The sequence below is a fragment of the Parasphingomonas halimpatiens genome (assembly GCF_036663795.1).
Classification (GTDB): domain Bacteria; phylum Pseudomonadota; class Alphaproteobacteria; order Sphingomonadales; family Sphingomonadaceae; genus Sphingomonas.
Genome location: NZ_JAXOJP010000016.1, coordinates 87351 through 102417 on the forward strand (window position 1 = coordinate 87351; position 15067 = coordinate 102417).

Genomic DNA, 15067 nt, shown 5'->3' on the forward strand with positions numbered 1-15067 from the left:
ATCCGTTCGAGGATCGAAGTCCTCAGCCGTGGCTGGCGGTCGACGCCGCCGCCGGCCGTGTGACGGCGGTCGATTGCGCGATGCAGGATGACGGATCCCTGCGGCTCACCGCGCCAACCAACTGCATGGTCGCCTCTTCGAGCGCGGTGCGGATGCCGAGCTGGAGCGGCTCCTGCCCCTTGGCGCCGAGGTTCACGTCGAACAGGTTCGAGCCGAAGAACTGGAACAGACCGAACCCGACCTCATAGCCGGTGAATTGCTTCGCCAGGCTGACCGTAGCCGGACGGGATCGTCAGCCACCAGGGAAAGGCGCGGGTTCGCTCGACGCCGTGCTGGTCCCGCCAGCGGCCGAGTACGCCACCGGTCGGTACGTCCACGGGACCGACCACGAGGTGCCCGCCATGCGCGGTCGGGCCGATCGCCAGCCACGGCGCATTGCTGTTGGCGCCCGCCTGTCCCCAGTAGAGCCGGGGGTGGGCATTGAAGATCATCAGTCCGCTCATCAGCATGACGGTGAGCGTCACCGCGTTCGTCCAGTGCCAGAGTCGCGTCGGCAATCGGTGGCGGTAGAAGGCGCAGGGCACGAGCACGGAAGGAAGCGGGGGATCCGCGGCTTCGCCTGCTGCCGATGCCGCGCCACCGCTTGGCGCCCCGGCCCGCTCTGTCGGCTTTCCCGGCGACCATCGCCGCGCCCGGCGCAGGAGGGTCGTCCAGACCAGCGGGGGGCTATTTGCTGGCATCGAACGTGCCCGCTTTTACCGCGATCGGTTTGGCCGTCGGGTAGAACTGGACGAACGTCGTCTCGACCGCGGCGTGCTGCTGGTGACAGGCATAGCAGCTCGCCGAGGTGGGAAGCACTTTTGCCGGCTTGTCGCCGGCGACTTCGAAGAACCCCCAGCCGGTCGGAAAGCGCTTCGCGTCGCGGATGTGAAGCTCGAGATAGGCGCGCTGTTCGGTCTGGAACTGCCCCGTCCGGTTGATCGATCCGTTGGTCGCGCCGCGGCGCCCTTCCTTCACGAAGATCGTGCCTTGGGGCCAATGCCCGGTTGCCTTGAAGGCGCGCCAGGAGGCCGGATCGACGAAGACATTATCGAAGGTGTCGTGCCCGGCGATCGGCTCGTCGCCATAGTTCATGTTCAGGCCCGAGGTCAGGAATATCCAGTCGCGATAATTGGCAGGGACCACGAGCTCGCCGGCGCCGTTATAGCGTGGCGTATCGCTCGCGTTCGCGGCGCTGATCAGCAACAGCGGTGATAGCAGCTTGAGTGCGCGCATCATGGTCATTGTCCTGTTCCCTTGTTGGCTGGAGCGTGTGGGTCGGATTCCTGTTCGCTTGCGTTGTCGTTAGATATCTCGCCCGGCATGGTCCGGCGCGCGGCTGCGACGAGCGCAGCCAGGGCGTTGGTGAGCGTTTCGCCGACACCGGGGTGAAACGGCGCCGCCACGGGCGGCGCGGCGTTCGGTGGCGGGACGCTGATCGAGGCTTCCTCGACGATCTGCGCCGCCATGGTCGACAGGATTTCGCGCAGCGCGGCATCGGCGTGGTGCGCGCGCGGAGCGGCGTTCAACACTGCGACGGGTTTGCCCGCGAAATCCTCGCACGAGACCAGCCAGTCGAGCGCATTCTTGATGACGCCGCTGACCCCATGGGCATATTCGGGGCTGGCGATGATCAGCGCATCGGCGGCGGCGATACGGCGGCGGAACGCCGCGACCGCGTGCGGCTGGTCCGGCTCCAGATCGGGGTTGAACAGCGGGAGCGCTTCGAGCGACACGATCTCGACGGCGACGCCGGCAGGCGCTCGCGCCGCGATCTCAAGGAGCAGCGCCATATTGACCGACTGCCGGCGAAGGCTGCCGGACACGGCAACGATGCGGGTCGCCCGGGCCATCAACCGACGCCCAGCAGGCCGGGATGACCCTGGGGCCGCGGGGCGGGACCGACCCACAGGAAGCGCCGGTCGGTCGCTGCGATCGGAACGTCGTTCACCGATGCCTCGCGCCGGCGCATCAGGCCGTTCTCGGCAAACTCCCATTGCTCGTTGCCGTAGCAGCGATACCATTGGCCGTCGGTGCGGCATTCATATTGGAAGCGCACCGCGATGCGGTTGTCGGTGAAGGCCCAGAGGTCCTTGACCAGGCGATATTCCTCCTCGCGCGCCCATTTCGCGGTGAGCAGCTCGATGATCTCGGCTCGTCCCCTGAGTATCCGGTCGCGGTTCCGCCATTCGCTGTCCACGGTATAAGCGAGGGCGACGCGTGCCGGATCGCGGCTGTTCCAGGCATCTTCCGCCGCACGGACCTTGAGCAGCGCGGTTTCGCGGGTGAAGGGCGGCAGCGGCGCTCGGGGAAGTTCGACGGTCATATATAGTCTCCACGGGCAGCGAGCGTGTCGCGCAGCGCCTGGTTTTCGGTTTCGAGTTCGGCGAGGCGCGCGTGCAGCGGTTCGACCGCGGCGGCGATCTCACTCTCGGTGAAGCGCGGTGTGATATGCTGCGGGCAGTTCCAGTCGAACGCCGCGAGATGGAGCAGGAAAGCGCGCTCGGGCACGCCGCGATAGTCGGGCAGGCTGAGCTTCTCGGCAAGGATAGCGTCGGCGGCAAGATCGCACGCCTCGATCCGGGCGTAGAGCTTCAGCCGCCTGCGCGCTGGATAGTCCATCAGGATCAGCGCGACGCGGTCGTTCACCGCAGTGTTGCCCAGGCTGATATATTGACGGTTGCCGCGAAAATCGGGGAAGCCGAGCGTCTTGTCGTCGAGTATTTTAACGAAACCGGGCGGGCCGCCGCGATGCTGGACATAGGGCCAGCCGGTTTCCGAAACGCTCGCCATGTAGAAACTGTCGCGCGCGGCGATGAACGCCTCCTCGGTCGGGCCGAAGCGATCGAACGCACGGTTGGCCCCGACCTTCTCGTACAGCCCCGCGCTGCCATGGGCGACCTGCGCCGCATGCACACTCGGCGTGGTCGCGATGTCGAGGAAGCCATAAGGCATGAGCGGTTCCGCAGCAGGGGATGCCGTCGGCGGGCGGGGGGCGTTGGGGGAACCCGCCGACGGCAAGGGGATCAGGCGGCTTGCGCGGCCAGGACGACGGGGAAATCGATGTCGGTCTCAGCGACGTTGTTGATGTAGTTGGTGAGCACGTTGAGCGCGACCGAGGCGACGATCTCGATCACCTGGGCTTCGGTGAAGCCGGCGAGACGGACAGCGGCGATGTCGGCGTCGCTGACCTTGCCGCGTGCGGCGAGAACCTGGCGGGCGAACACGATCGCGGCATCGGCCTTGGCGTCGCCCGAATGGCCAGCGCGGTTCAGTGCGATCTCGGTCTCGTCGATCTTCGCAAGGTTCAATCCGAGATAGGTATGCGCCGACAGGCAATAGTCGCAGCCATTGGCCTGGGCGATGGTGATCGCGATCCGCTCGCGGGTCTTGGCATCGAGCGTGCGACCGAGTGCCGCGTTGAGGCCAAGATAGCCTTCGAGCGCGGCGGGGCTGGTGGCGACCAGGCGGAACAGATTGGGGACGACACCGAGCTGCTTCTCGACTGCGTCGAGCAGCGGCTGGGCTGCGGCGGGGGCATCTTCACGGGCGGGGATGGCGAGGCGGGACATGCGATTTTCTCCGGGTCGAGCGGCTGGATGCCGTCTGCCCATTGAAGATGTCATTCCTGGCCCCTTGTGATAATCCGTTCATCATACATTTCACTCATGCAGGAATCGGGATAATCATGGACCGACTGGAAGAGTTGCGCACCTTCGTTGCGGTCGCCGACCTGGCGAGCTTCGCCGAGGCTGCACGCCACATGCGAATATCGCCAACCGCAGCGAGCCGGGCGGTAGCGTCGCTCGAGGCGTCGCTCGGCACGGCGCTCCTGCGCCGGACGACACGCTCGGTGCGGCTCACCGAAGAAGGCGCCGCCTATTTGGAACGCTGTCGTGCCGCTTTGACCGAGCTCGACGACGCGGCACTCTCGTTGCGGGGGGACGGTGCGACGCCTGGCGGGACGCTCGTCATCACTGCGCCAGTCACCTTTGGGCGGTTGCATATCCTGCCCTTGGCGAACCGCCTGCTACGCGCGCATTCGGGTCTCAAGGTCTCCTTGACGCTGATCGACCGTGTGGTTCGGCTGGTCGATGAGGGAATCGATGTGGCGGTGCGGATCGGCGACCTGTCCGACAGTTCGCTCCACGCGCTCAGGGTCGCCGAGGTGCGGCGTATGAGCGTGCCAAGTGCCGCGAGTTGATCCAGCATCTCGAACTCAATGCCGAATGGGTCGCGCGTCGCCTCTACAAGGAATGCTTCTTCGGCGGCACCGTGTCGGACGAGACCAAGCGCGAAGCACATGAGCGGCTGACGGTGGGCCTGACGGCAGCAGGCAGGCTCGCGAAATTCTCGCCCTATATCTTCGGCGCGACGTTTACGGCTGCGGACTGCGTCGCCTATGTCCATTTCACCATGATCAGGCTGGCATCGTCGGCGATCTATGGCGAGGACATGCTTGCGCGCCACCTCCCGATGGCGGTCGATTACATGGCCTTCATGGATGAACGCCCGCACATCCGCACGATGATGGCAGAGCGCGCCGCGGCCATGACGGCCTTTGTTGCACAGAATGTTCCTTACGACGGCTGAAGGCCGGCAGGCCATTTTCCGGGGCGTCGCTGTCACGCGGTGTCCCGCTTTTCGGGCGCAGCGATGGCGCGCCTTGTGCGTTCGCGACCATTGGGCAGGAGGTCGCGACTGGCATTGCAGGCATTGGCCGGCGCCTCGCTGGGCCCGGACGGGAATAAGAGCCGACGCTCTTCCGTCTCTGCTCTGGCGCAGCATCTCCCGGTGCCAATCCAGGACGGGCCGATCGCCCGCGCCGGGACCCGCCATGACCTCTTCGACGTTCGATGGCGACGATTTCCTGCACGAGCAGGCAAGCCTGCAGCGCTTCGACGGCGTGACCAGCGCGCCGCACTGGTTGACCGTAATGCTGCTCATCAGGCTGTTCGCCAGCGTCGGGAGCCTCGCATTCGTCGAGGATGGAAAGGCCGCTGCCTTCCTCTTATAAAGCAAACGCCTCCATATTCGAGAACAAGCCGAACGCGCTCGCTGGTCTGACAGCAGCGTCGGGCTTCCGCGGCTAGGCGTCGGCGATCGTCTGCGAATGTTCAAGGACGATGCGAGTCAGAAACGAGCCTCGCGCGAGCAGGAAATGTTCAAGCCGCGTGGGATAATCCGGCGCCACGGCTACTCTAACCGATGGCCGTCCGGCGAGAGCAAGACGCCAAGCCTCAAGCCGGGCGAGGCCGTCCGCGAGCGATAGGCCAGCAAGGCGCTCGAAGGCGTCGAGGTATCGGAACACCGGTGCGAAGGCAGCATCGACCAGTCCGAACCGCTCCCCCGCAAACCATGGCGCGGAGAGTGCGGCGTCGATCTGACCGAAACGCCGATCGAGCGCCGCGCGCTTGTTCGCGAAGGCCGGCTCGTCGGGGGCCGCGTAGAGCCCGGCAATATCCGCCAGTGTGCCCGATGCGAACTCGATCCACGCGCGGGTTTTTGCGCGCTCGACGGGATCGGCGGGCATCAACGGCGTTCCGCAGGTTTCGTCGAGATATTCGACGATCGCCGCGCTCTCGAACAGCGCATGTTCTGTGCCCACCGTCAAAAGTGGTGTCTTTCCCGTCGGCGAGAGTGCGAGAAACCAGGCCGGCTTGTCGGCAAGGTCGATGTCGATGCGCTCGAACGCGATCTGCTTCTCGGTCATTACGATGACGGCGCGCTGGACGTAGGGGCACAGCGGATGGCTGACGAGCATGAGGTGACCGGACACGAGTCGATAACTCTGCGGTAGCGATGAGGCATCGGGCGCTTCACGCGCGGGGATGGTCAGGCGGGACATGCGGGCGTACTCCAGTGCGGGCCGCTGGTTACTGCCTGCTGCCTGCGCCATTAGAGATGCTCGATTTGCCGACCCGCGATAATCCGGTCGTTCTGCACTTCACTCATGCGTGAATCGGGTTAATCATGGATCGGTTGGAGACGTTGCGAACGTTGACGGTGCCCCCTTGTGAATAGCAAATGCGGCCACTTCCTGCCCGCATCACAGGGCATGAAGGGCACGATCATCGTCGATTGAGCCAGATCCCTGCATATCGGGTTCGAACGACCCGAGAAATGCCGTGGCCGACGACACCAGGCGCGCCGGGCATTGTGCCTCGCGCAGGAGCTCTACCGTCGCCTGACGGTTGGTGACGATCTCCCAATGGCCGACACCGGGGAGCGCTGCGGAGGATTCGCGCGCCTCGCCCAGGATTTTCACCAGCTTGGCAGGGTCGGGCGTGTGCACTGCCATGCCCTCGCCGGCGAACGCGGCGTCCGAGATGCCGAACTGCGCGCACGCCACCTCCAGTGCGGCGGTGTCGTCGATCCTTGCCTGGCGATGTGCCGCCACGATCGTCTGCGCTGCCGGATCGGCGATGACGCCGTTCTCCAGCAGGACAGGCGCTTCGCCGGCCCAGGCCTCGTCGGGGCATCTTCTGGACACGGGGTCCATCGGCGTGAACGGACGGCTTTCGAGCGGATAGATCCGACAGATCCGCGGCCTCTCCGCATAATTGCCGCAGCGCATGTCGGGCTGGAGATGCGGGCACGCTCCCTGATGGTATGCCACCAGCATCACATGGACGCGAAAGGGCATGCCGCCGATCTCGACGGCGAAAGAGGTGTCGCGCCGGTTGGCGAGTTCGCGCTCGTCCGGCAACGGGTCGCGCGGCCAGGGGATCGCCTCGCACAGAAGCTGGACCTGATGGCCGTTGCCGGCCCAGACGATCGCCTCGTCAAGGCTGAGCGTGAGCCGCAGATCGTGGCAGCATCGCCCGCATTGCGTGCAGTCGAAGCAAATCCTCGTCGCGCTGCTCATGACGCGCAATCTCCAGATGGTGGCCACCAGCTGGATGTTCGTCGCGCCCCGGCATCTGGTTACACGGGTGGGCGCTTTTTGCCGTCAGGCCGCATCGAAGCGTAGCGCGGCGCCGTTCATGCAGTAGCGCAGGCCCGTTGGCCTGGGGCCGTCGTTGAAGACGTGCCCGAGATGTCCCGCGCATCGGGCGCAATGAACCTCGGTTCGCGTCATGCTGAAATCGGTGTCGGAACGCTCGGCTACGGCATGCGGGAGATGGTCATAGAAGCTCGGCCAGCCGGTGCCGCTGTCGAACTTGGAGGCCGAGGCGAAGAGCGGGAGGGCGCACCCGGCACAGGCGAAAACGCCGCTCCGATGCTCGCCGTTGAGCGGGCTCGAATAAGGGCGCTCGGTCGCGGCCGTTCTGAGAACGGCATAGCCTTCCGGCGACAGGCGCTGGCGCCACTGGGCGTCGCTGAGCTGGAAGGCCCCCGGCTTCGCGGCTGCTGTCGACCTGCCTGCCGGAAGGACAAGCGCGGCAAAGGCGACCGCCGCACCGCCGCTAAGGCATGTGAGAAGGTCGCGACGGTTCGGGGAGGGGATATCGGTCATACAGGGGCAATTCGCGCGCGACGCCGATCCGGTTACAATCACTTCCGGCTGTAACCGAAGCGCGGTGCGCGACGAATGGATGACAGGCCTCGGCACGGAAGAGATTGCGATGTTTGCTCCGAAATCGATCGCTGTCTTGTTTCTTGCCGGGGGCGCGCTGGCCGGCGGCGCGGCGGATGCCCTTGCCGGCCTCCGTGCCGCTGCAGGGGCGATCAAACGGGTTCCGGCCTCGTCCGTGAAGGCGGCCGTCGGTGGCGCGCGCGGTACCGCGATCCGACGATACGCATCGCCCATCGTCTTGCACTGCGCCACACAATCTCCGGCTTACGTAGCTTGCCAATAATCCTCTCCGGCTTGTGATGCCTGCCCCTTTCCCATCTACTTCACCGTCGCAAGTAATCTGGGTCTTGCTACACAATAAAATGCGGGTCATATTGCGTTAGTAATAATATCTAATGGGGATAATGTACTGCAATTTGCGAGTATTGCGCACGTGGTAAAAGCCGCTCGTTGCAAGAGTGGGCTCTGAATCTTATTTAGAGTTTTGTTTAAATTAATTTGAATATTACCTAGTACAAATCATTGGAGCTTTTCATGCGCCGGAATTTCTCACATATGTGTCGGATAACATCATTTATTGCTACGATAAGTATGCCGCTGTGTCTGGCTGCCACCCCGGCATTTGGCTCGTCAATCGATGCCGGCAAACACATTGCGGCGACAGGTGATGCCAGCGTTACAAAGCAGGTTGTCGACCTGCATGAGCACACACTTCCGTCAATGTTTCACAAGGGTTTTGTGTACATCAAGGTTTCCGTCAACGGCCATCCGGGCGCATGGATGATCCTCGATACCGGGTCGACCGAGTCGCTAATCGACACGGCATATGCAAACGCCATCGGGCTAAAGCTAACTCCGAGCGCGGAGGCGCAGGAAACGTTCGGCTCGATGAAGGCCGACACGTTCGACACCGACACGGTACGACTTCGCGTTGGGGTCGAGATGGAAAAGGTGGTTTCTTTCCAATCGATCGCACTGGGCGGCATGATGGGCCCGGACGGAATGGCTGCGGCGGGCTTGCTTGGCCGCACCTTCCTGGATGGGAAATCCATCGTGATCGATTACAAGCGTGAAGAAGTATACTTTGAAACAACGCCCCGGCCAGCCGATCACCGCGACGTCGCAATGACGCTCACCACGGGTATTCCTGTCATCAAGCTGACAATCGCTAATCGGTCAGTTGATGCATTGGTCGATACCGGTGGTACCTATGACATGATCATTACGCCAATGATGGCCAAAGAACTCGGTATTGAAAGCTTGATGGCCGATGCAAAACCGGTCGGTACGGTAGGGCATGGCGGCGAGCAACATATCGTGGTTGGTAGGGCTCCGCCATTCTCCATCGGTGATATTGCGGTGAACGACCTGAGCGCGGCCTATACGACCTTTGGTACCGCAACCGGTTCGCTTGGGGCTGGCGTAGCGCTTGGCATCGGATTTCTCAAAAAATACAAACTTACGCTGAATTACGTGGCTGATACTGTGCGATTTGAACCATGACATCTTAATTGGTTCGATATCGACGTCACTGGCGCGGCGAAGACCTGCAGCCTGATTCCCTGGGCCGGATTGAGCTGGAAAAGTTTGTGGTTACGAACCGCCCGGCTCAGTGGAAGACCCGCGCTTTGAGCTGCTGACGGTGTCATGGACACGTCTGTGGATCGGCGTCGAAGCGGGACCCCACCACCACGACGCCTACTGAGCTGATTTATATAGGCAAATTGCGCCAAGTCTGGGGTCCCGACTGGCGCCTATTGTGACCCCGGCGAATCTTCGAATTGGCATGGTTGTTCAGAGTGTTAGCGGTAGATCGGCTGGGGTCCCGCTTCGACGCGGATCGACAGACCCCAACGTTTGCCGTGGCGAAGGTCCTCCACCGTTCCCTCCCGCACCGTTACATCCACCGTGATTCGTGCGGGCACGAACAGCGTCACCTTAAGGCGGACCGGGACGAGCCAGAAGTCGCCGTGCTCGGTCGGCGGCGGTAGACATTCCGCGGACCAGCCCGATCGCTGGGGATAAGCATCGAGGATCCGAATACCTTTCGCCGAGGCATCTGCGCGAATAGTAACGCGCTCAATTCCCTCAACCGCGTCGGTCCTCACGACCATCTCGATGCGGTTTGACGTGGCCAGTCTTACATCGACGTCGGCACGTATCAAATCCAGCAGGATACGGTCGGTCTCCTCTGCGCCAACCAGGGTGACCCGGTGTCCAGTCATCCTGTCGAGCTGCCAGCTGAAGAACCCAAGAGCTGGCGCGCTGGCTTGCGCCTTGGCGACTGAAGGGAAAAGGGCGATCGCCAGCGCAGATGTGACTAGGCAGGACCAGCTCGCGGCAGCTCGCGCCGCGAACGCGGCAACGATACGCCGTAGAAGATATGCTCTTGCCCAATCCATCTTTCCCGCTCGCATTATGTCAGCCGTGCCTATCGCCGTTGAACTTCAAACGGCGGTGCGGATACCCGCTCCTTGCTGTCGTATCAGTGATCGTAGGCGGGATAATTCAATCGCAAGAGACGGGAAGCGCGCGACGGTAAGATCGCCTTGAAGGGATGGATGGAAGGCGAGGTAAAGACGATGCGAGCAGGACGAACGACGACCGAAGCGACGGCGGCCACCGAGAGCGACCCGCGATGGGCCCAAGTGGTCGACCGCGACCGGGACGCAGACGGAGTCTTCTACTACTCAGTCCGGACGACCGGGGTCTATTGTCGGCCGTCCTGCGCGGCCCGCCCCGCCAAGCCGGCAAACGTCGCGTTTCACGTCACCACCGGAGATGCGGAAGCCGCAGGCTTCCGCGCGTGCAAACGTTGCAAGCCCGACCAGCCGCCGTTGGAGCAGCGGACAGCAGCAAAGATCGCCATCGCATGTCGGCTAATCGAAAACGCCGAGGAGTCCCCTGCGCTCGCAACACTGGCGGCAGAGGCCGACCTCAGCCCGCATCACTTCCACCGCGTCTTCAAGTCGGTCACGGGGCTGACGCCGAAGGGTTACGCCAACGCGCACCGCACGCGGCGCGTGCAGGAGCATCTCGCGGAGGGATCGAACGTCACCGAGGCAATCTATGCCGCCGGTTTCAACTCAAGCAGCCGCTTCTACGAGAAAGCCGAAACGATGCTTGGCATGACCCCATCTGCGTTCCGCAAGGGGGGCGCGAAGACAGTGATCCGGTTCGCCGTGGGCGAATGCCAACTGGGCTCCATCCTGGTCGCGTCGAGCGACAAGGGCGTCTGCGCGATCCTGCTCGGTGACGAGCCCGAGTCACTTCTGCGCGATCTCCAGGACCGGTTCCCACAGGCGACCCTCGAAGGCGGTTCGCATGCGTTCGAAGCCACCGTTGCCACCGTCGTCGCTTTTGTCCAAGCTCCCGAACTCGGTCTGGACCTGCCGCTCGACGTGCGCGGGACGGCGTTCCAGCATCGGGTCTGGGAGGCACTGCGCGCCATCCGACCCGGCACCACCGCGAGCTACGCGGAGGTGGCGCAAGCCATCGGGGCACCACGCTCCACCCGGGCGGTCGCGCAGGCCTGCGCGGCCAACGCGCTCGCGGTGGCCATCCCGTGCCACCGCGTCGTCCGGACCGACGGGTCGCTGTCGGGCTACCGATGGGGCATCGAGCGGAAGCGCAGCCTGCTCGAGATCGAAGCGGCATGATCCAGGGCACGACCGCATCCGACGATCTGGACTTCGCGACGCTCGAGGAGGATCTTGACCGCCAAGGCTGGGCGCGATGCGCCGAACGCTTTTCGAAAGAGGTGTGCGCGGAACTCGTAAGCCTCTACGAGGACGAGACTCGGTTTCGCAGCAAGGTGGTCATGGCGCGCCACGGCTTCGGGCGTGGCGAATACCAGTATCTCAGCTACCCCCTGCCCGACCCCATTCAGTCGCTGCGGACGAAGCTCTACCTGACCGTGCAGCCTATCGCGAACCGGTGGAATGCCGCGATGGGTATCGACGTCCAGTTCCCCGCCGAGCATGACGCGTTCCTCGAGCGCTGCCACGCCGCAGGACAGTCGCGCCCGACGCCGCTGATCCTGAGATACGGCCCTGGCGACTACAACTGCCTGCACCAGGATATATACGGCGAACTCGTCTTCCCGCTACAAGTGGCGATCCTGCTCTCGGACCCGGCGACTGACTTCACCGGGGGCGAGTTTGTACTGACCGAACAGCGTCCACGTATGCAAAGCCGCGCCGCCGTCGTCCCGCTCGGGCAGGGCGACGCCGTTCTCTTCCCGGTACGCCACCGACCCGTGATCGGTGCCCGCGGAATATACCGAGTCAACATGAGGCATGGTGTCAGCGAGATCAGGTCAGGATTCCGCCACACGCTCGGCATCATCTTCCACGACGCCAGCTAAAGACCGATCGACAGGATTGCGGCGCAACAAACGGGGAGCGGGGCGCGTGCCAGCCCCCTATCCGGCCCCAGTAACGACGCGGCCCAAGGGGTAGCGAAAAACTGGGGAAAAGAGATGCATCGTGCCGCAAAAACCATATGCGCGCTATCGTGCGCAATCGCAGTGCCCGCGTGGTCGCAGGCCACCTCAAACGCGACCGTGGTCGCCGACGACGCCTTCGGATACACAGTCGGCGACGACACCGTCGGCATATACGACCAGAGTTCGGTGCGCGGCTTCGACCTCGAGTCCGCCGGCAACTACAGGATCGACGGCAACTACTTCGTTAAAAGCTCAGGCGTCAGCAACTTTTTCGTCGCCTCGACAGCTGTCCGCACCGGCTACAATACGTTCCAGCTAAACCTGCCGGGTCCATCAGGGGTGGTCGATTACCGCCTGCGCGATCCGGCGCGCGGCGACCCGACCTTGTTGACTGTCGGGCTCGACGAATACGTCCAGCCGTATCTCGACTTCAACTACAAGCACCGCAGCGCTGACGAGCGCTTCTCTACCTCGCTCGGCCTCGGCCTCGTCTTCGACGGCCGGGACGCGCAGGGCGGTGAAGGCGGCTCATGGCTCGTCGCGGGCACCGCGCGGGCGAGCCTCGGCGAGGCAGGTAGGGTCCGGTTATTCTTCGGGGAATACGATTACCGTCGGCAGGGTCAATTCCGGATCGGCTTAGCAGGCGACTCGCCGCCCCCCCGCATCGTCCGGGGGCGCTATCTCGGACAGGGTTGGGCACGCGAGCGCGGCCAGCGTCGGATCGCCGGCGTTCTGGCGGATAGCGCTCTCGGCGCAGGCTGGTCGATCGGCGCCATCGGCGTATTCTCGCAGGAGGACCCAACCCGCGCGTTCAGCCAGTTCTTCACCGATCTCCGCGCCGACGGCACCGTACGCTCCACGCTCATCGCATCCCCGCAGCAGCGCGCAACGGCGTGGTCAGGCGAGGCGCGCGTCAGCTGGGAAGGGCGAACCGGCACGATTTCGCACAAGGTCACGGCGGTCATACGCGGACGCAGATCACGCACACTCTTCGGTGGCGACGCGGTGATCGACGTCGGTCGCGTGAGTTACGGGGAGCGGCCGGTACAGTCGGCCACACCCGACCTGAGCGCTGGTCGCGCCGACCTTCGCGATTTGGTCGATCAAAGGGGCGCGGGGATTGCCTACCAGGCGAGTTGGCGCGACCGGGTGCGTGTTAATGTCGGAGTGCTGCGCTCCGACTACACCAAGACCTTCGAGGCCGCGGCGGGGCTGACCTCGAACAGGTCACTGCCCTTCCTATACAACCTCGGCGTGCTGGCGCGCGTCGCGCCGGGGTTCGAGACATATGCCAGCTATAGCCGCGGACTTGAGGAGGCGGGGACCGCGCCCGCCTCGGCGGGGAACCGCAATGCCGTGCTCAACGCAATCGTTGTGACGCAGGCGGAACTCGGACTACGCTACACGCTTCGGCCGGGCGTAACAGCGATCCTCGCGGGCTTCGAGACCAAGAAGCCCTACGCCGGGCTTGATGGCACGACCAATATATACGGATTGATCGGATCGGTCCGGCACCGCGGAATCGAGGCGTCGCTCTCGGGACCGGTCTCGCGGGACCTCTCTGTGGTCGCCGGTGCCGTTTATATCGATCCCAGGATATCGGGAGCCGCCGTCGAGCGTGGCGTAATCGGTGTCGTACCGGTCGGCGTGCCCTCCTTGCGCGCAATCGCAAACGCAAGCTACGCCGTGGCGGCTCTGAAGGGTTTGTCACTGGATATCGGGCTTACGTATACCGGCGAGCAGGCGGCAAGCTCGCGACCGGCGGGGACGGGTGGACGCCAGGCGATGCTGCCCGCAGACTTCTCGGTCGACCTCGGGGCGCGCTATCGCTTCACGGCGGCTGGCCGCCCACTGACGGTCCGCCTTCAGGTGCTGAACGTAACCAACAGCTACGCGTGGCAGGTCAACGGCTCCGAGACCCTTGAATACACGCCGCCGCGCCGTTTTCGCCTCGCCGTCACCGGGGAGTTCTGAGAAACCGCCACGGGAACACTAAATGCCCGCAAGAGAATAGGCGCGTCGTCACCTCTCGGCCGCCACAAATTACAAGAGCTGGAAGGAGCATCGCCTTGATCACCCTTTACGACTACCTGCCGTCTCAAAACGCCTGGAAGGTCCGGCAGCTTCTCAGACACTTGGCGATCCCCCACCGGACCGAGATAGTCAGCATATTCGAGGGGCAGGGTCACGAGGCAGCATTCCTCGAGATCAATCCTTGGGGCGCCGTGCCCGCTATAAGGCTTGAGGATGGTAGAGTGCTGTCCGAGTCTAACGCGATCCTTTGGTTCCTGAGCGAGGGCACAGCATATCGTCCTGCGGATGCGTTCGGCGGCGCGAAAGTCATGCAGTGGCTATCGTTCGAGATCGACTACATCCAGAATAGCGTCGGTTCGCTGCGCTACTGGGCACTTACGGGCAAGCTTGACGGGCGGCCACCGTCGATGGTCGACGGGAAGCGTTCGACGGCCGAGCGCGCGCTGGCCATCCTCGACGCCGAACTGAGGGTTAAACCGTTCATTTGTGGCGGCGGATACACAATCGCCGACATCGCACTGTTTGCCTACGCACATCGCGCCGACGAGGCAGGGCTCGATACTACCCAGCTATCGGCGTTCACGGACTGGGTCGCGCGGGTGCGCGCGCGGGACGGGTACCTCGCAGAGACGTACCCGTATTCAGACGATCCCTACGCCATGTGTGAACTCCCATAAGCGCTTAGTGCGTTGTGCGGCGATCACATCGCTGCGCGGGGCGCCAAGGACCATCCGCGTGGGTAACGGTCGGGAGTTCATGTCGAAGACACTCGACCGCTGGGCATACGAGAATGGTGTTACCCGGGTGAACGAATCAGGGGAAGTAATACCAGCGGGCGAAAGGACTGACTCTGCGGGGATTCCCAAGAGGTTGATTTTCTGATTCGATGCGGAAGTGTTGGATTGGAGGCGGGAGATGTCTGGGATCACGATTACGCGACTGGATATGACGGCGGCTGACCTTCGCCAGGCATCGGGTCGAGCGAAGAGCGCCCGGGCGGCGCGGCGGATATTGGCGCTGGCGTTGGT

The 15067-nt window shown here is 63.7% G+C and carries 19 protein-coding genes; 8 read left to right on the forward strand and 11 right to left on the reverse strand.

The window, feature by feature from the left end; all coding sequences use genetic code 11:
• Positions 1 to 22: 22 nt before the first annotated feature.
• The 7 genes from U1839_RS16325 to U1839_RS16355 all read right to left on the reverse strand — a co-directional run bounded on the left by U1839_RS16325 (position 23) and on the right by U1839_RS16355 (position 3611).
• On the reverse strand, positions 23 to 196 hold the full coding sequence (locus U1839_RS16325; protein WP_332804652.1) for a hypothetical protein: 174 nt from the start codon (positions 194 to 196) through the stop codon (positions 23 to 25).
• A 46-nt stretch (positions 197 to 242) separates the two neighbouring features.
• Positions 243 to 590 carry a cytochrome b/b6 domain-containing protein gene (locus U1839_RS16330; RefSeq protein WP_443030629.1) on the reverse strand — a complete coding sequence of 116 codons (348 nt, stop codon included), beginning with the start codon at positions 588 to 590 and terminating at the stop codon, positions 243 to 245.
• Between the two features lie 136 nt (positions 591 to 726).
• On the reverse strand, positions 727 to 1284 hold the full coding sequence (locus U1839_RS16335) for a cytochrome P460 family protein (RefSeq protein WP_332804653.1): 558 nt from the start codon (positions 1282 to 1284) through the stop codon (positions 727 to 729).
• On the reverse strand, positions 1281 to 1892 hold the full coding sequence (locus U1839_RS16340; protein WP_332804654.1) for an NADPH-dependent FMN reductase: 612 nt from the start codon (positions 1890 to 1892) through the stop codon (positions 1281 to 1283). The genes U1839_RS16335 and U1839_RS16340 overlap by 4 nt, the downstream gene beginning before the upstream one ends.
• Complete coding sequence (locus U1839_RS16345; RefSeq protein ID WP_281125306.1) at positions 1892 to 2365, reverse strand: nuclear transport factor 2 family protein; 474 nt, start codon at positions 2363 to 2365, stop codon at positions 1892 to 1894. The genes U1839_RS16340 and U1839_RS16345 overlap by 1 nt, the downstream gene beginning before the upstream one ends.
• Positions 2362 to 2994, reverse strand: coding sequence for a pyridoxamine 5'-phosphate oxidase family protein (locus U1839_RS16350; protein WP_332804655.1), 633 nt, complete (start codon positions 2992 to 2994; stop codon positions 2362 to 2364). Before U1839_RS16350 ends, U1839_RS16345 begins: the two co-directional genes overlap by 4 nt.
• A 71-nt stretch (positions 2995 to 3065) precedes the next feature.
• On the reverse strand, positions 3066 to 3611 hold the full coding sequence (locus U1839_RS16355; RefSeq protein ID WP_332804656.1) for a carboxymuconolactone decarboxylase family protein: 546 nt from the start codon (positions 3609 to 3611) through the stop codon (positions 3066 to 3068).
• Between the two features lie 116 nt (positions 3612 to 3727).
• Here U1839_RS16355 and U1839_RS16360 point away from each other — a divergent pair, with 116 nt between their 5' ends.
• The 3 genes from U1839_RS16360 to U1839_RS16370 all read left to right on the forward strand — a co-directional run bounded on the left by U1839_RS16360 (position 3728) and on the right by U1839_RS16370 (position 5056).
• Positions 3728 to 4243 carry a LysR family transcriptional regulator gene (locus U1839_RS16360; protein ID WP_332804657.1) on the forward strand — a complete coding sequence of 172 codons (516 nt, stop codon included), beginning with the start codon at positions 3728 to 3730 and terminating at the stop codon, positions 4241 to 4243.
• A complete protein-coding gene (locus U1839_RS16365; RefSeq protein WP_332804658.1) occupies positions 4240 to 4632 on the forward strand; it encodes a glutathione S-transferase family protein in 393 nt (130 codons plus the stop codon). The genes U1839_RS16360 and U1839_RS16365 overlap by 4 nt, the downstream gene beginning before the upstream one ends.
• A gap of 244 nt (positions 4633 to 4876) precedes the next feature.
• Positions 4877 to 5056, forward strand: a complete 180-nt coding sequence (locus U1839_RS16370) for a hypothetical protein (RefSeq protein ID WP_332804659.1) — start codon at positions 4877 to 4879, stop codon at positions 5054 to 5056.
• 72 nt (positions 5057 to 5128) lie between these two features.
• Here U1839_RS16370 and U1839_RS16375 read toward each other — a convergent pair whose 3' ends face one another.
• The 3 genes from U1839_RS16375 to msrB all read right to left on the reverse strand — a co-directional run bounded on the left by U1839_RS16375 (position 5129) and on the right by msrB (position 7498).
• Complete coding sequence (locus tag U1839_RS16375) at positions 5129 to 5887, reverse strand: glutathione S-transferase family protein (protein WP_332804660.1); 759 nt, start codon at positions 5885 to 5887, stop codon at positions 5129 to 5131.
• A gap of 201 nt (positions 5888 to 6088) precedes the next feature.
• Entirely contained in the window at positions 6089 to 6907 is an 819-nt protein-coding gene (locus U1839_RS16380) for a YkgJ family cysteine cluster protein (protein WP_332804661.1), read from the reverse strand.
• A gap of 84 nt (positions 6908 to 6991) precedes the next feature.
• Entirely contained in the window at positions 6992 to 7498 is a 507-nt protein-coding gene (gene msrB / locus U1839_RS16385; protein ID WP_332804662.1) for a peptide-methionine (R)-S-oxide reductase MsrB, read from the reverse strand.
• Positions 7499 to 8149: 651 nt separating this feature from the next.
• Here msrB and U1839_RS16390 point away from each other — a divergent pair.
• A complete protein-coding gene (locus tag U1839_RS16390) occupies positions 8150 to 9061 on the forward strand; it encodes an aspartyl protease family protein (protein ID WP_332804663.1) in 912 nt (303 codons plus the stop codon).
• Positions 9062 to 9360: 299 nt separating this feature from the next.
• Here U1839_RS16390 and U1839_RS16395 read toward each other — a convergent pair whose 3' ends face one another.
• On the reverse strand, positions 9361 to 9975 hold the full coding sequence (locus tag U1839_RS16395; protein ID WP_332804664.1) for a hypothetical protein: 615 nt from the start codon (positions 9973 to 9975) through the stop codon (positions 9361 to 9363).
• A gap of 144 nt (positions 9976 to 10119) precedes the next feature.
• Here U1839_RS16395 and ada point away from each other — a divergent pair, with 144 nt between their 5' ends.
• From ada to U1839_RS16415, 4 genes are all read left to right on the forward strand, one after another.
• Complete coding sequence (ada, locus tag U1839_RS16400; protein WP_332804665.1) at positions 10120 to 11217, forward strand: bifunctional DNA-binding transcriptional regulator/O6-methylguanine-DNA methyltransferase Ada; 1098 nt, start codon at positions 10120 to 10122, stop codon at positions 11215 to 11217.
• The gene (locus U1839_RS16405; protein WP_332804666.1) at positions 11214 to 11924 is read left to right on the forward strand and encodes a 2OG-Fe(II) oxygenase; all 711 of its coding nucleotides are present in this window, start codon (positions 11214 to 11216) and stop codon (positions 11922 to 11924) included. The genes ada and U1839_RS16405 overlap by 4 nt, the downstream gene beginning before the upstream one ends.
• 198 nt (positions 11925 to 12122) lie before the next feature.
• A complete protein-coding gene (locus U1839_RS16410; RefSeq protein WP_332804667.1) occupies positions 12123 to 13979 on the forward strand; it encodes a TonB-dependent receptor in 1857 nt (618 codons plus the stop codon).
• Positions 13980 to 14074: 95 nt separating this feature from the next.
• Positions 14075 to 14716 (forward strand): glutathione S-transferase family protein, encoded by a 642-nt coding sequence (locus U1839_RS16415; RefSeq protein ID WP_332804668.1) that lies wholly within the window; start codon positions 14075 to 14077, stop codon positions 14714 to 14716.
• Positions 14717 to 15067: the final 351 nt, after the last annotated feature.

What these genes read in the sequence shown, in the direction of transcription:
- U1839_RS16335 (WP_332804653.1), bottom strand. Translation starts at nt 1,284, where the DNA reads ATGACCATGATGCGCGCACTCAAGCTGCTATCACCGCTGTTGCTGATC.
- U1839_RS16340 (WP_332804654.1), bottom strand. Translation starts at nt 1,892, where the DNA reads ATGGCCCGGGCGACCCGCATCGTTGCCGTGTCCGGCAGCCTTCGCCGG.
- U1839_RS16345 (WP_281125306.1), bottom strand. Translation starts at nt 2,365, where the DNA reads ATGACCGTCGAACTTCCCCGAGCGCCGCTGCCGCCCTTCACCCGCGAA.
- U1839_RS16350 (WP_332804655.1), bottom strand. Translation starts at nt 2,994, where the DNA reads ATGCCTTATGGCTTCCTCGACATCGCGACCACGCCGAGTGTGCATGCG.
- U1839_RS16355 (WP_332804656.1), bottom strand. Translation starts at nt 3,611, where the DNA reads ATGTCCCGCCTCGCCATCCCCGCCCGTGAAGATGCCCCCGCCGCAGCC.
- U1839_RS16360 (WP_332804657.1), top strand. Translation starts at nt 3,728, where the DNA reads ATGGACCGACTGGAAGAGTTGCGCACCTTCGTTGCGGTCGCCGACCTG.
- U1839_RS16370 (WP_332804659.1), top strand. Translation starts at nt 4,877, where the DNA reads ATGACCTCTTCGACGTTCGATGGCGACGATTTCCTGCACGAGCAGGCA.
- U1839_RS16375 (WP_332804660.1), bottom strand. Translation starts at nt 5,887, where the DNA reads ATGTCCCGCCTGACCATCCCCGCGCGTGAAGCGCCCGATGCCTCATCG.
- U1839_RS16380 (WP_332804661.1), bottom strand. Translation starts at nt 6,907, where the DNA reads ATGAGCAGCGCGACGAGGATTTGCTTCGACTGCACGCAATGCGGGCGA.
- msrB (WP_332804662.1), bottom strand. Translation starts at nt 7,498, where the DNA reads ATGACCGATATCCCCTCCCCGAACCGTCGCGACCTTCTCACATGCCTT.
- U1839_RS16390 (WP_332804663.1), top strand. Translation starts at nt 8,150, where the DNA reads ATGCCGCTGTGTCTGGCTGCCACCCCGGCATTTGGCTCGTCAATCGAT.
- U1839_RS16395 (WP_332804664.1), bottom strand. Translation starts at nt 9,975, where the DNA reads ATGCGAGCGGGAAAGATGGATTGGGCAAGAGCATATCTTCTACGGCGT.
- ada (WP_332804665.1), top strand. Translation starts at nt 10,120, where the DNA reads ATGGAAGGCGAGGTAAAGACGATGCGAGCAGGACGAACGACGACCGAA.
- U1839_RS16405 (WP_332804666.1), top strand. Translation starts at nt 11,214, where the DNA reads ATGATCCAGGGCACGACCGCATCCGACGATCTGGACTTCGCGACGCTC.